The organism is Halovenus marina, from assembly GCF_051414115.1.
Classification (GTDB): Archaea; Halobacteriota; Halobacteria; order Halobacteriales; family Haloarculaceae; genus Halovenus; species Halovenus marina.
In genome coordinates, this window is record NZ_JBLKNZ010000001.1 from 1,761,139 (window position 1) to 1,775,523 (window position 14,385).

The 14,385-nt window shown below is 55.1% G+C and carries 13 protein-coding genes and 2 pseudogenes; 9 read left to right on the forward strand and 6 right to left on the reverse strand.

What is annotated here, in order from left to right; genetic code table 11:
• The first annotated feature begins 218 nt into the window (after positions 1-218).
• From ACMGFL_RS08980 to glmS, 5 genes are all read left to right on the forward strand, one after another.
• The gene (locus tag ACMGFL_RS08980; protein WP_436935200.1) at positions 219-1,592 is read left to right on the forward strand and encodes an adenylosuccinate synthase; all 1,374 of its coding nucleotides are present in this window, start codon (positions 219-221) and stop codon (positions 1,590-1,592) included.
• A 63-nt stretch (positions 1,593-1,655) separates the two neighbouring features.
• On the forward strand, positions 1,656-1,850 hold the full coding sequence (locus ACMGFL_RS08985) for a methytransferase partner Trm112 (protein ID WP_436935201.1): 195 nt from the start codon (positions 1,656-1,658) through the stop codon (positions 1,848-1,850).
• Between the two features lie 99 nt (positions 1,851-1,949).
• Positions 1,950-2,516: a DUF7524 family protein gene (locus ACMGFL_RS08990; protein WP_436935202.1), complete on the forward strand. Its 567-nt coding sequence runs from the start codon at positions 1,950-1,952 to the stop codon at positions 2,514-2,516.
• Positions 2,517-2,585: 69 nt separating this feature from the next.
• Complete coding sequence (gene glmU, locus ACMGFL_RS08995) at positions 2,586-3,779, forward strand: bifunctional sugar-1-phosphate nucleotidylyltransferase/acetyltransferase (protein ID WP_436935203.1); 1,194 nt, start codon at positions 2,586-2,588, stop codon at positions 3,777-3,779.
• Positions 3,780-3,840: 61 nt separating this feature from the next.
• Positions 3,841-5,634 carry a glutamine--fructose-6-phosphate transaminase (isomerizing) gene (gene glmS / locus ACMGFL_RS09000; protein ID WP_436935204.1) on the forward strand — a complete coding sequence of 598 codons (1,794 nt, stop codon included), beginning with the start codon at positions 3,841-3,843 and terminating at the stop codon, positions 5,632-5,634.
• Between the two features lie 5 nt (positions 5,635-5,639).
• Here glmS and ACMGFL_RS09005 read toward each other — a convergent pair whose 3' ends face one another.
• Positions 5,640-6,359 carry a phosphatase PAP2 family protein gene (locus ACMGFL_RS09005; protein WP_436935205.1) on the reverse strand — a complete coding sequence of 240 codons (720 nt, stop codon included), beginning with the start codon at positions 6,357-6,359 and terminating at the stop codon, positions 5,640-5,642.
• Positions 6,360-6,424: 65 nt separating this feature from the next.
• Positions 6,425-7,006: an NAD(P)/FAD-dependent oxidoreductase gene (locus ACMGFL_RS09010; RefSeq protein WP_436935206.1), complete on the reverse strand. Its 582-nt coding sequence runs from the start codon at positions 7,004-7,006 to the stop codon at positions 6,425-6,427.
• Positions 7,007-7,265: 259 nt separating this feature from the next.
• On the opposite strand from ACMGFL_RS09010, the gene ACMGFL_RS09015 reads away from it, so the two are divergent.
• The 4 genes and pseudogenes from ACMGFL_RS09015 to ACMGFL_RS09030 all read left to right on the forward strand — a co-directional run bounded on the left by ACMGFL_RS09015 (position 7,266) and on the right by ACMGFL_RS09030 (position 8,941).
• On the forward strand, positions 7,266-7,823 hold the full coding sequence (locus ACMGFL_RS09015; RefSeq protein ID WP_436935207.1) for a DUF7342 family protein: 558 nt from the start codon (positions 7,266-7,268) through the stop codon (positions 7,821-7,823).
• Positions 7,824-7,828: 5 nt separating this feature from the next.
• On the forward strand, positions 7,829-8,254 hold the full coding sequence (locus ACMGFL_RS09020; protein WP_436935208.1) for a hypothetical protein: 426 nt from the start codon (positions 7,829-7,831) through the stop codon (positions 8,252-8,254).
• 119 nt (positions 8,255-8,373) lie between these two features.
• Positions 8,374-8,641: pseudogene (locus ACMGFL_RS09025) on the forward strand (ribbon-helix-helix domain-containing protein).
• A gap of 3 nt (positions 8,642-8,644) precedes the next feature.
• Positions 8,645-8,941, forward strand: a pseudogene (locus tag ACMGFL_RS09030) (type II toxin-antitoxin system RelE family toxin).
• Between the two features lie 644 nt (positions 8,942-9,585).
• Here ACMGFL_RS09030 and ACMGFL_RS09035 read toward each other — a convergent pair.
• The 4 genes from ACMGFL_RS09035 to ACMGFL_RS09050 form a co-directional block, all read right to left on the reverse strand.
• The gene (locus ACMGFL_RS09035; RefSeq protein WP_436935209.1) at positions 9,586-10,773 is read right to left on the reverse strand and encodes a glycosyltransferase family 4 protein; all 1,188 of its coding nucleotides are present in this window, start codon (positions 10,771-10,773) and stop codon (positions 9,586-9,588) included.
• Between the two features lie 56 nt (positions 10,774-10,829).
• Positions 10,830-11,528, reverse strand: coding sequence for a hypothetical protein (locus ACMGFL_RS09040; RefSeq protein WP_436935210.1), 699 nt, complete (start codon positions 11,526-11,528; stop codon positions 10,830-10,832).
• Between the two features lie 420 nt (positions 11,529-11,948).
• On the reverse strand, positions 11,949-13,268 hold the full coding sequence (locus ACMGFL_RS09045; protein ID WP_436935211.1) for an O-antigen polymerase: 1,320 nt from the start codon (positions 13,266-13,268) through the stop codon (positions 11,949-11,951).
• Complete coding sequence (locus ACMGFL_RS09050; protein WP_436935212.1) at positions 13,261-14,379, reverse strand: glycosyltransferase; 1,119 nt, start codon at positions 14,377-14,379, stop codon at positions 13,261-13,263. Before ACMGFL_RS09050 ends, ACMGFL_RS09045 begins: the two co-directional genes overlap by 8 nt.
• Positions 14,380-14,385 lie beyond the last annotated feature (6 nt).

Genomic DNA, 14,385 nt, shown 5'->3' on the forward strand with positions numbered 1-14,385 from the left:
CCTTTCGTTGGCGGTGGTACTGGTTCGACCAGCCGATATATATCCCTTGTGAACAGCTACCGTGGTATCGTTCAGTTGTCACGCTGGAGATCTAGTCCCGACAGAGAACGGACGGTTAGCATGCCGTAGAGTGGTGCCTCAGATATGAACGGCGTTGCGGTATCGGACCAGTTCTGGACCGTAATCGGTTTATCGGGGTGGCCGGAATGGAGTACGTGATGACCGTTACAATCGTCGGCGCACAGCTCGGTGACGAGGGCAAGGGTGGAATCGTCGACCTGTACGGCGATTCTGCCGATATCGTTGCGCGCTATCAGGGCGGCGACAACGCGGGCCACACTGTCGTTCACGAGGGTGAGGAGTACAAGCTCTCGCTCGTTCCGAGCGGCGCGGTTCGCGGCAAAGTTGGCGTTCTCGGGAACGGCTGTGTCGTCAATCTTCGGACGCTGTTCGACGAACTCGACCAGCTCGGCGAGCGCGGCCTCCAGCCCGACGTTCGCATCGCCGAGCGCGCCCACGCAATCCTGCCGTACCACCGTGTGCTCGACGGGATCGAAGAAGAGGTGAAAAGCGAATCAGACAGCGAAGTCGGCACGACCGGACGCGGCATCGGTCCGACCTACGAGGACAAGGCTGGCCGTCGCGGGATTCGCATCGGGGACCTGCGCAACACCGAGGTGCTCCGAGAGCGACTCGAATACGTCGTACCGCAGAAGCGCGCGCTCATCGAGGACGTCTATGGGGTGTCCGTCGACGAACTCGACAACTCGGACGCATTCGACGTCGACGCGCTGTTCGAGGAGTTTCACGCGTTCGGCAAGCGACTCGTCGAAGAGGAGATGATCGTAAACGCTGGCGCGTTCCTGAACGAACAGATCGATTCCGGCGCGAACGTCGTGCTCGAAGGAGCACAGGGGACCATGATCGACATCGACCACGGGAACTACCCCTACGTCACGTCCTCGAACCCGACCGCGGGTGGCGCAGCAGTAGGGACGGGACTCAGCCCCGGAACCGTCGGCAGCGGAGAGGTGATCGGAATCGTCAAGGCCTATCTCACGCGCGTCGGCAGCGGGCCGCTCCCGACCGAACTCGGCGGCGTCGTTGGCGACACGCCGGGATACGACGGCGACGGCGACGACGAGGAGCTTGCGACGTACATCCGCGAGGAGGGCGGCGAGTACGGAACAGTCACGGGTAGACCGCGCCGCGTCGGCTGGCTCGACATTCCGATGCTCCGACACGCCGCACGCAGAAGCGGTTTCACCGGACTCGCGGTCAACCACGTCGACGTGCTCGCCGGACTCGATACCGTCAAGGTCGGGCACGCCTACGAACTCGACGGCGAACGGCGCATGACCATCCCAGCGACGACCGAACAGTGGGGCCGGTGTGAACCGGTCTTTCGCTCCTTCGAGGGCTGGCCAGACGTCGACTGGGCGGCCGTCGCGGCTGAGGGCTACGAGGCGATACCGGACAACGCACAGGACTATCTCGAATACATCGAGCGCGAGACCGAGACGCCGGTCTACGCAATCGGCGTCGGCCCCGGCCGAAACGAGTCGGTCGTCCGCCAGCGGGCATTCGAGTAGTCCGGAACTCGTAACAGAACTGGACCGCAAACGCTTTTGAACCGTCCGGACCTCAAAGGAGGTATGAAAGAGGACTTGATGGACATTCTGTGTTGTCCGCTGGACAAACACGACCTCGAACTCGACGTCGAACAGCAAGAAGGCGAGGAGATTCTCACGGGAACACTCACGTGTACGGAGTGTGGCGAGCAGTATCCAATCGAGGACGGCATCCCGAACCTGCTCCCGCCGGACATGCGCGAGGAAGCCGCGGCGTGAACTGCTCCGGGGTCAAGCCCCGAGGCACTCTGCCTGCTTTCTCTGTAGAACCGGTCTGTAGCCTGAAGCTTTTTCTACCGCCCACACCCAGATACAGGTGTGACCGACGAGTTGCCCGTTCACATCAATCGCGACGAGCTACACTCTCTCGACGTCCCGGATTCGATCGAGGTCGACGGTTCGTTCGACATCCGACTCGTCAACCACGGGCAGCCGCTGCACGTCCACCTCCACCTCGACGACCCACTGTCCGAGCGCGCGGAAATCGAGGCTGTCAACCACTACGTCGAGGGGGAGCGACTCGTTCGCGTCGAAGCAAACACCGACGGACTCGACGGGTCGACGTACGTCGGGAAGCTCAAGATCGCCTCCGGATACGGGGCGACGACGCGCTGGATAGACGTGGAACTCACAGAGCCACGCGAATCCGCGAAGTCGATGAACATCGACGAGTCGCTAGCGAAGCCACAGCCGAAAGAACCCGAACCGTCGCTGTTCGACCGACCGGAGATTCCCGTCCTCGCACTCGCCGCCGTCGCGCTCGTGCTCGGTGTGGTCACGGCCGTGCTCATCGACAGCACCGCCGTCCTCGTCGGTTCGCTGGTCGTGCTGGGCGGCGTTCTCGTCGCGCTGTTTTTCCTCTTGCGCGACGAGCCAGTCGGGTGACTCGGAGACGCCAGAAGGAGTATTCGCCGTTCCCCGAAGCTTAACAATCGCCGGTCGCCACCTGGAGGTATGAGCGTTCAGACGGCAGTCGTGCTGGCGGCCGGTGAAGGAACGCGGCTCCGGCCGCTGACCCGAAACCGCCCGAAGCCGATGTTGCCTGCGGCAAACAGCCCCATCCTCGAACACGTCCTCGACGCGCTCGTCGAGGCAGGGATCGAGCGGCTGGTACTCGTCGTCGGCTACCAGCACAAGCGCGTGCAGGAGCACTTCGGCCCATCGTATCGGGGCCGTCCGATCACGTACGTCCATCAGGAGAAACAACTCGGGACCGGGCACGCCCTGTTACAGGCCAGACATGCCGTGGACGGGTCGGTGCTCGTCGCGAACGGGGACCATCTCATCGAGGCCAATTCGGTCGAGGCGGTCATCGACCTGTTCGAAGCGGAGACGCCGAGCGCGGCCATGGCGGTCATCGAACGGGACGATGCAGAGAAGTACGGCGCGGTCAGGCTCGACGGGTCGACTATCGAGACGCTGGTCGAAAAGCCGGACTCGGACGGGTTTCGCCTCATCAACGCGGGGATCTACGCCTTCGACGAGACCATCTTCGAGGCAATCGAGGAGACGCCCCGGCAAGCTGGCGAACTCGCACTCACGGAGACACTCGCACGGATCGTCGCAGATGGGCGCGCACGAGGCGTCCGCGTCGACGGGCTGTGGGTCGACGCGACCTACCCGTGGGACCTGCTCGAAGTTGCCTCGTCGGTTCTCGAAGCCGGGCGGGTCGAGGAGCCAGAGCGCGAGACAGGCGCCTGGGTGGCTGAGACTGCGCGAGTTCACGACGACGCGACACTCATGCCGCCAGTCGTCATCGGCGCAGATTGCGAGGTCGGGCCAGGAGCGGTCATCGGTCCGACTGTCGCACTCGGGGAAAACAGTACAGTGGAAGCGAACGCGACCATCGAGCGAGGAGTAATCGAAACCGATAATCGAGTCGGGCACGGCGCGACTATCGTCGACGCCGTCTTCGGTCAGCGCGTCCGCGTCGGCGCTGACGTGACTATCCCCGGAGGGCCGGGCACCGTCCGGGTCGGGAACGAGGTGTTCGAGCGGCAGCGCCTCGGCGCGGTGCTCGCTGACGGCGTGACCGTCGGCGGAGCGGCCACGTTCGAACCGGGCGCGCTCGTCGGCCCCGACGCCGAAATCGGCGCGAGTACGCACGTCCGCGGGCAGATTTCAGAAGGTGCCGAGGTGGTTCGATGATGGGTTGCTCGCTGTATCGTCGGTCAGACACTGCCTACGAACGGCGAGGAGTGTCGAACTGATGTGTGGGATCATCGGCTGCGTGGGGCGTGGCGAGCGAACGGCCGATACGCTCGTCTCGGGGCTGGAGACGCTCGAATACCGGGGTTACGATTCCGCAGGCATCGCTCTCGGCGGCAGTAAACTCTCAGTGTGCAAGGCCGCAGGCGAGATAGCCAAACTCAAGACTGCGCTCGGGAGCAGATCGATGAGCGGCGAACCAGGGATCGGTCACACGCGGTGGAGCACACACGGCCCACCGACAGACGAAAACGCCCACCCGCACGCCGACTGCACCGGCGACGTTGCGGTCGTCCACAACGGCATCATCGAGAACTATCAGGAGCTACGTGCCGAACTCGACGAACACACGTTCACGAGCGAGACGGACACCGAGGTTATCCCGCATCTCATCGAAGCAGAGTTGGCCGCCGGAACGGACCCGGAGGACGCGTTTCGGGCAGCAATCGCGCGTCTCGAAGGGAGTTACGCAGTCGTCTGTCTCATCGCAGGCTGTGACGCGATTTTCGGGACGCGAAAGGACTCCCCGCTCGTGCTCGGCATCGGTGACGACACTCCCGACGGGCAAGCGCTGTTCGTCGCGAGTGACGTGCCAGCCTTCCGGGAGTACACCGACAGAGTCGTCTACCTCGACGACGGCGAGTTCGTCCGACTCGACGACGAGTGGGTGGTAACCGACAGCGACGGCGTCGTCCGAGAGAAGTCAGTCGAGACAGTCGACTGGGACCCGGAGGAGACGGGCAAGAGCGGCTACGAGCACTTCATGCTCAAGGAGATTCACGAACAGCCCCGCGCTCTGCGTCAGTGTCTGCAGGGTCGCGTCGACGAACTCGGCGGGAGCGTCACCGTCGACGAACTCGATAATCTCGCGCCAACCGGCGTGCAGTTCGTCGCCTGCGGAACCTCCTACCATGCGGCCCTGTACGGCGCACAGCTCTTTCGCGAGCAGGGGATCCCAGCACAGGCGTTTCTCGCAAGCGAGTACGCCACCGCCGTCCCGCCAATCGGCAACGACCTCGTGGTCGCGATTACACAGAGCGGCGAGACTGCAGACACGCTCTCCGCCCTGCGAGAAGCCAGTCGTCGGGGTGCGGAGACACTGGCGGTGACAAACACGGTCGGATCGACCGTAGCACGGGAGTCTGACCGCAAACTGTTCATCCGCGCCGGGCCGGAGATTGGCGTTGCAGCGACGAAGACGTTCGCGAGTCAACTGCTCGCCCTGAATCTGCTCGTGCTCGCGACGACAGATGCCTCCGCGGGGGAGGTGGTCCCCGCATTACGTGACCTCCCGGGACAGACCCAGGCGTTGCTCGACGATTCGGGTGCCGAGGCGGTCGCAGAGCAGTTCTACGACGCGCCAGCGTACTTTTTCATCGGTCGACGCTATCAGTTTCCCGTCGCGCTCGAAGGCGCGCTCAAGCTCAAAGAGATTAGCTACAAGCACGCCGAGGGCTTTGCGGCGGGCGAGTTGAAACACGGTCCGCTCGCGCTCGTCGACGACCGGACACCAGTCTTTGCCGTCGTCACCGGTGACGACGAGATAGCCACCAAAACCGTCGGAAACATCAAAGAGGTCGAAGCGCGGGACGCTCCCGTCGTCGCCGTGACCGACAGACAGAACGACGCCGCGGCCTACGCTGACCACGTCCTCGAACTGCCCGAGACACACCCGCACGTCGGCGCAGTGCTGGCGAACGTTCAGCTCCAGCTCGTGGCCTATCACATCGCGAACAGACTCGGACGACCGATAGACAAGCCCCGCAACCTCGCGAAAAGTGTCACGGTCGAATAGCGGACTCAGCGAGACGACTGGATGGCTGCAACACCGGACCGAAGCCCCGTTCGAACCGGCGGCAATTCGAGCAGTCGCCACACGAGAACGGTTCCGAGCGTGCCGAAAACGGAGAGCAGCGCCCGGTCGGTTCCGACGAGTCCAACAGCGAGCGCAGAGAGCGTGAGCGCGAGCGCGAAGGCGCGTCCGGGGCGTGCGTCGAGCACGACGACGACGGCGACGTACCCCGCACCGAGAACGACACCGGCGACCACGTCGACCAGATAGTGGACGCCGAGTGCGAGTCTGGAGACGGCGACGACGGCGACGATAGCAGTCGCGGCCCCAACTCGCGTTCGTCGGGTTCCGACCGAGGTCCACGTCGCGAGCGAGCCCCAGAACACGGCCGCAACCGTTGCGTGGCCGCTCGGAAAGCCCGTCGCAGTCTGTGGCTCCCGTGGTGAGTGGCCAGCAACTGGGGCGTCGATCACCACCTCGAGGACGAGCGCAAGCGCGAGCGCGCCGAAGACAGTCGCGACGATAGTGAGAACAGCGGGGGAGAACAGTGGCGCGTTCTCGTCTGTTGGACGGACGAGTCCATCGAAAAAGTCGACTGTGACGATGACCGCAAGCGCGAGGAGGACGAGTCGCCAGTCGCCGAGATGTGTGAGTGTCTCGAAGACTGTCCTGCTCCCGTCCGGAAGCGCGTCACGAAGAACCTCGGTGACGCCGACGTTGCGGCCCATGCGTCACCGGAAGAGAGCCGACGGGATGTCAGTTCGGGTCGACAGATTGCCTGTGGCTGCCCAGATCACTCGACGAGCGATCCAAAGACCTCCGCTGCGTCGGCCGGAACGTCGAAGTCGTGGAAGTGTTCGCCCTTCTCCTTGGTGAGGATGTTGAGTGCAGCGGCAGCGCCATCGCCAGCAGAGATGACTGCCTGCCACTCCTCTGCGCGAACCATCGCACCCGTCGCGTACACATCATCGACCGAGGTTTCCATCGTCACGTCCACGTCGACGACATCCTCGTCCGTGAACGCACAGCCAGCACCCTCCGCGAGGTCGCGGTTCGCACCCGTCGCGAGTACGACGTATGACGCTGTGTGTTCGCCGCCCTCTGTCGTGACCGTAATGCCATCCGAATCCGCTTCGACGTCGGTGACTTCAGTGTCCTGCTGTCGGTCGACGCCAAAGTCGTCGACCTGGTCGCGCATGTTCGCGAGCAGGTTCGTCCCGTCGACCGACCCGATTCCCGGATAGTTGAACAAGTGTGCCTTGTGCAGCCACGTCTCGTCGGTGTCGAAGACAGTCGTGTCGAGACCATTCTTGGCTGTAAACAGTGCTGCGCTGAGACCCGCTGGGCCGCCGCCGACAATCAGTACGTCACTCATGTGCGTGTCATGGGCCTCCAGCGAAATAACAGTTGTTGACATCCTCTCCGCCCTGAAGGGCGAGGATTCCCGACCGTTGTTGGGATATTGTGGCTCACGACACGGCCTGTTCTTGTTGGGCAACTTCCCCCGTCGATTTATCCAACAGGCGCACCGATGGCTGTGCCAAACAGCCGTTACTCCTTGAAGAATATCATTTCGCTCTCGTATATGTGTGTATCCTCAAAGACATAATAGAGTGTGGCGGCTACTACCGGATATGACAGATCAGGGGCTCGAATCGTGGACAGAGGGCCTGACGGCCCGCGAACGCGTCAGGGAGATCGCAACGACGCTCACCGAACCGCGATCCGTCGAGTGGGTGCGCGAACAAGCGCAGGTCTCCGCCTGGCAGACCGCCAAAGACGAGTTGGAAATGCTCGTCGAATTCGGGCAAGTCCACGCCATCGAGGGTGACGACGGGAACACGAAGTACGCGCCGAACTTCCAGCTACGCTACTTCAACGAAGTAACCGAGTTGATCAACAGCCACACGCGCGCGGAACTCCGTGAGGAGATCACAACGATCCAGGACACCATAGACGAATGGAAGCGTGAATTCGACGTCGAATCCCGAGACGAACTCGAATCGACACTCACCGACAACGAGCTTTCCAGTGAGGCTAATCGGAACCGTAACGGCGTGCTCCGTCAGTGGGAGCACCACGAGGACAACAAACAACTCCTCAAGCACGCACTCGAATTCTACGACGATGCCCGGTCGCACTATCCGGGAACGAACGGATCTTCGGCTTCTTCACTCTCACTCACACAGTAGTCTCGATGATCTTCCTTGCCAATCGGGCGAGCCTCGATACACGGACGCTCCTCACGCGACTGCACAACAAACTCCAGACGCAGGTCACTGACGAGATTTCTCCGATTGAACGGGTCTGGTATCACACCTCAAAGGGGAACAAGGCCAGCGTTCGAGCGACGATCAATCCCGACGTATTCCTTGGGACATCCTATCCAGCCGATGAAGCTGCACTCCAGATCTCGTTCGATTTTCCCACGGAATCCTCCTACGATTATTATTCCCTTCAGTGGGTCGAGTCAGAGCATGAACTCAGGCTCGGATGGCACCAGGACGAAACCCACATGGATCTCGGAGAGTGTCATTTCCAGATCGATTACCAAGGGGAAACAGTACCGCGGGAGCGTGCAGCGTTTCTTGATATCCATCAGCTCAATGTATTCGATCACTGAATCGATGATCTTGTGGACGTCCTCAGTGCGCTCGATTGGGATGGTGACATCCCAAGCGTCTCGAAGGAAGAAGTTCGGTGAACGACAGTTCTTAGGGTACCACTCATGTACCACAAAATATGAGTACAGGTGCCGACGAGGACGGCGGCATGGGGAAATTGAATGTCAAGGTACCGAAGCGGCTGCTTGAGGAGATCGACGAGCTGGCCGAGGAACTGGAATACACCAACCGCTCGGAGTTCGTTCGTGAGGTGTTTCGCAACACCGCAGAGCCGATTTTGACAGCAGAAGTACAGGAGGGGTCTCTGAGGGCTACGCGGACGTTGCGGCGGGCCAGACGATGTCCACAAGCGAGGCCCTGAGCGCCTCCGTATCGACAAGGACTGAACTGTGACTCACGACGTTGTTTTGACAGAGACAGTGGTCGAAAACGCTGGAGCAGTTCGAGACAAAAGACGCCGAGCGGATCATCAACAAACTAGAGGACATCGACGATTTTCCGGATCACTCTCTCGACCGGATGAAAGACCATCCTGGATACAGGCTCCGTGTCAGCGACTTTCACGTTCTGATCGACTGGAACAAGGACAACGAGGTGCTCTACGCCATCGAAGCGTTCGAGCGAAAGAATACCGCGAACTCGGCAAATACCGTGAAGTCTGGGGATCCTGGCGAGATGATGAGTAAGTAATCCGATTCTCGCTGGCCTGGATGCCTGCCAAGACTCCCGGAACTAGCTCATCTGTCTCGGACAAGTACTGACGGTAAACCGATGCAATCCACTTCTGCCCCTGAATCTGGTATGATGTATCCGAGAGGTATGCGTCGAACTGGTCTGGTTCAGAGTGAATGAGTGACCTGATCGCCAAGTCCGTGGCTTCGGATGAGGCGCAATCACTTCCGACGACGGGAGACGCGCCCAGTGGCGTGTCAGGTGATCGCTGTGCAGTGACTAATCAGTTCTGGGTAGCGAGCCGACGTTCGAACTTGACCACATGAGATGGGTGGCATGCGGCCCCGTTCTTTTCGTACACACGGCCACAGACTGGGCACATCCTCTCGACGAAGTCGGGGAGTTCCGGTTGATCCTTCTGATCACCCCCTTCTGACTGTCCCTCAGAGTTGCTTGACATGCTGTAACTAAACCTCCGGTCAAAGTTAAAGGTCAGTCTGGAACGGGAAACAATCAACCACACTAGTTTGTACAAAAGATCAATGTAGCATAATGTTGGCTTATGAGAGACTATAAATTTTGTTAGATTATTATTTTACCGATGCGGATAATTGAAATAGTACAAGCATCCATCGTTTTGTCCACGGTCAATCCATAGTTACGAGTTGTGTCCTTGTGTCTGTGAGGTACAGAGTTCAGTCACGAGCGATCTGATTGATCTTGTGAATTGGTCTGTCGAGTACTCTGTAACCGTTGATTCAAGATCTGATTTCAGATTCTGCTGTAATCCACCGTCAGACATTACTTTCGTTATCTTTTGAACCGCATCATCGACACTCTCGTACTTTAGTTCCTGTCTATCATTTACGATTTCAGTTTGACCTCCACCATCCGGGACAAATGGAATAGTTCCCCCTGCGACCATCTCTGCAACCGCTATCCCAAAGTGTTCATTCTTCCGACCGTGCAGTCCATACTGGTGTTGTTCAATAAGATCTACTAGCTGATCTCGATTCACATATCCTTCAAGGTGGATATAGTCTCGGTTGCTCGCCGCGTCACGAACGCGTTCGTAGTACGACTGGCTTCCCACTCCACCAACGATGTGAAGATGAGTGTCGATCCCTTGATCCCGCAACTCATCTAAGATTTCAATCAGCTCCAATTGACGCTTAGACTCGTGAATAGCGCCCACAGTGACGAAGCCTGTTTCTTGATTATCCCTGTTTGGGTCAAAGTCTCCGACGTTTACTGGTGGATAGACAACCTCTACTGGATGATCATAGGAGCGCTGGACGATCTCTCGTGTCCACTGGGAGTTTGTGACCAAGGTCGTCGAGGAGTCGAAGCTTCTCGCACCGGCGACGGATCTACAGACTCTTCGGTATAGTCGGTACGGTAGCGATGGAGCCCACGTTTCGTACTCAGATCCGGTGCTTCCGGTATATGTCGGAAAGTGAATATATTGTAATGAGGGACCATCGACAAAAAACTCGTTTGCTGTACTGATCAAGAGGTCATGAACAAGTTCCGACGCGCGTACACGCCGTTGTATGAATGCCGACTTGAGAGCATCTAGGTGCAAATCAGTCTGGAACCACTCGCTAGCCACATTCGCAAGGGTTTCGATCGCGGAGACTGGTAGAGATGATATGGGTTTGACCGTCAAATCGTCGTCGGAAACTGTTACGCCGTACTGTCGGCTCAGTGTCTCAAAATCGGGGTCACTTGCAGTATAGAGTGTGACGCTGTGATCATCAACAAGTGCATCAAGGACATAGAGTGCGACCGTTTCGCCTCCACCCCCACGGGTGATATCGGGGTGAAAGACTGCGATATCTGCCATCTGTTACGCCGTTTTCCCCCATATCCCATTAGCCCTTGTGAAGTGCGTCGTGAGCCTCATTCTGGATCATAGTATAGGGTGATATCGGATATCGTCGGCGTTTTCGTTTCAGAACTGGTGTGCAGGGTTACTCGGTAACGGATGTATCTGCTGTCTGGAAGTTGCTCTATCCGGTCATAGTAGATCCATTTCCCCGATTGATTCGTTGCAAAATCCACATCATATGACGTCCCCGATGGCGTTTCCCCTACTATCTCAGCGGCAGTCCATGAGACACTTGAACCAGCATCAATCGGATCTGAAACATATGTTCCCATTCGCTGGTATTGTCCAATCTGTTGGACCCGAATACGGTAAACGATCAAGTCACCCGACCCACCCTTATCATTATTCTTGAACCATATTCTGTAGGAGGTTTGTGGCGGCATAGTCTGTCCATCCTCCTGCCTAAGCGACGCGATTTGCGTCGAATTACGGAATGCAGTTATCCGGTTTTCGTGAAGATTTACTCGCAGTTCACCGTGCCATGGGCGCGACCAATTGATTGGACGGCCATCGAAATCGTCCCAACACTGCTCATTGGTGAGAAAGTTACGATAAGATAGCTGATCTCGGTTAAACGGAGTATCCGTACTTGCGCCACAACTATCCTCTGGGTTGTCCGGATTCTTTGATGCGCCTCCCATGTCGTACATTACAAAGAAATTCTCTTCCATATCCGAACCATTCAAAAAGAAGAATTCCTGAGTATTCACTCCTTCAGAGCCCGGTGAACGAGCGACAAAATCTAATTCCAGAGCAGAGGCTTCTGTGAAATCAAACCGCTTGTGAGTTGTGAAACCGACAGAATCACCATTACTTGTCGTTACGAGTTGTATCGATCCTTGCCTAGTTTGGAGAGATCAATTTCCTCGGGTCGAAACAGTCCATCGAGATCGGTTGATGGAATGTGATTGTGAGAAATCTTCAGAGAAAAGAATTTGATAATCTAAACTAAGATTTCCTGTTGTGGTTACTGTAGATCTATTGTGTTTGCCCTGGCTATAGTCAGAAATAGTTATATCAACGTGAGAATTAGATATGCGATATAGACTTGGGACAGCAATAATAAGCAGTAGCAGGACGAGAAACGCCATCCAGACAGTATTTGTAGGTTTCGTCATTATATCTGATATTTATGACTTGTTATACTCTTGTTCAGAGACTTGGTCCTGATTTGAAACTGTACTCAAGAACTCCCGAACAAATATTGAAAGAACTATCGGTGGTAGAATTACGATCATAAAATTTCGGAATACCCATCCAATACTCGTTGGGATAATTGCAAGCATAATGAACAGTATTGCTGGGTAAAGTCCTTGGGCGAGATCGTTATTTGATTCAATGAGGGTAGATCGAATGGACTTAAGCAATAATCCATATATGGGCGCAAATAATAACACTCCTATAATACCATAATTTAGATATAGCTCTGCAATGACTGTTCCGCCAATTGCCAAACCAGATGTATTCGTTCCAGTTACAATCAGATCTATTTGATTTCCGAGGCCCGTTATTCCATTGTCGAACCACATTCCTCCGTAAAAGAGAGAAGTACCAAATTGAAGTGATTGTTCAACAGGAACTGAATTAATAACAGCAATTAACGGCTCAAAGCGCACACGATATATAATTCCGTTCATCAATAATTGGATGCTCGTATCCCCACTACCTATAATATGTTCTACAAAAGAAAAACCGCCGATACCAATAACTCCAAGCGCAGCAATTATTCCCACTTGTTTCATTTCAAACCTGTATATGCGATAATGAGTGTACAGGAGAAGGAATGCGATAGGATAACCAGCTTTCAATCGACTTCGAAAGGAGAGCGTTGCAACAATAACAGCTAATACGATACCAGTGACGATGAATAAAAACCTCTGTCTATAGCTATTATATATACCCTTGTAGAGTTCGTGAGCTGAAGAAACCACCAACGGTAGTCCTCCCCAAAGTCCAGTCCATGCGAGTATTTTGTATCGTTGAGTATTTGGTACCATCTGGAACTGAGTGCGATTCACGGTGAATAATCGGATGAATCCGCCATTGAGCCAGACAAATAAAAGATAGCCAACAAGACCGAGAACTATCCAAAAAACACCGGCATAGAATAAATAGCGGAAATCTGCCGAACTGGTGTTAATTCCAACTCCACGAAGTTTCAGTTTTGGAGACCGTAAGTAGGAATTGATGACAAGGATGAAAAACAGGAGCACAACTAACGACGCGATCAAAAAGTCCCTATTTGGGACATTATCGAGCCACACCCAATCCCCTGTAATAAATAAATAGATCCCTGGTATAAGATAGAAATATATAGCCAATAATGTAAATAAGAGAATTGGGTCAAATGGATCCTCTTGATTTCGAATGTAAAACCAAACTCGTAGGATAAAAAGAGCGGATAGAATTATAATACCGACAGATAGAGCTATATAAGCGGAATTAAGCATTTTTATCAGGATTTATTTCCTCTGATACGATATTTCTAATCTGCTGTTGGAACGTTTGTTTACTAAACCGATGCACTGATTCCGTTAGCATTTTAGCGAGTTCCTGTTGTAGACTACTATCTCCAATTACTTTCTTAGCTTTCTGCACTGCTTCTTCGACATCGTCGTAGATAAGTCGATCATCGTTTAGTACAATATCGGTTTGCCCACCGCTATTATGGACAAATGGGATAGTTCCACCTGCAATCATTTCTGCGACGACCATACCAAAGTGTTCGAATTCCTTTCCGTGAATCCCGTACTTATGTTGTTGTATTCTTTCAATTAAATCTTTTCGATTACATTCACCATCTAGATATACATAATCACGTTCAGCTGCATATTGTTCGACTTGATCAGAGTATTCGGTATCCTCCTTCGGACCAATGACGTGAATATGGATATCGTTGTTGTATTCGTGCAACCTTTCAATTACTTTAATTGACCTAAGAATACGTTTCTCAGGAGATAATCGACCGATCATAACAAATCCGCTCTCACGTTGCTCCCAAGCTGGGTTTGAGAACTCGTCTACCTCAATAGGTGGATATACAACTTCTGTCTCAGTATTATAGATCTCCTCTATTAAATTCGCAGTCCAATCAGAGTTAGTGAGCAAGCGACTCTGACGAACTCGTTCTGTGGAGAATCCGGAGATTATATTACACATATGATCATATACTTCATATAATGCGGAAGTATTACCTCGATATCCCGGAATGGCTTCTCTCCCGCCTTTCTTGATCAACCCTCTAGTGGGAATATGGATATACTGTAGTGCCTTTGTGTTGAATCCGATCTCGTCTCGCGTCGATATGACAAGATCATATGCGTTTTGAACGTTTCTAGCGTGCCGGTACAAAAGACTGTACTGAAAAGCCGCCAAACCAATATTAATCGGAAGAGATGATGAAGCCCATTTGGCAGACCGCATTGCGGCATCAGTCGGTTTTTTAATTTTAACATCGCTCACAGAGGTTCCGAAAAATTTGTTTAATTCGGTGAAGTCAGGAGTTGTCGTTGTTAGTAGTATAACATTATATGATTTTTGAAGTGCCTCAAGGATGTTCATGCAAAC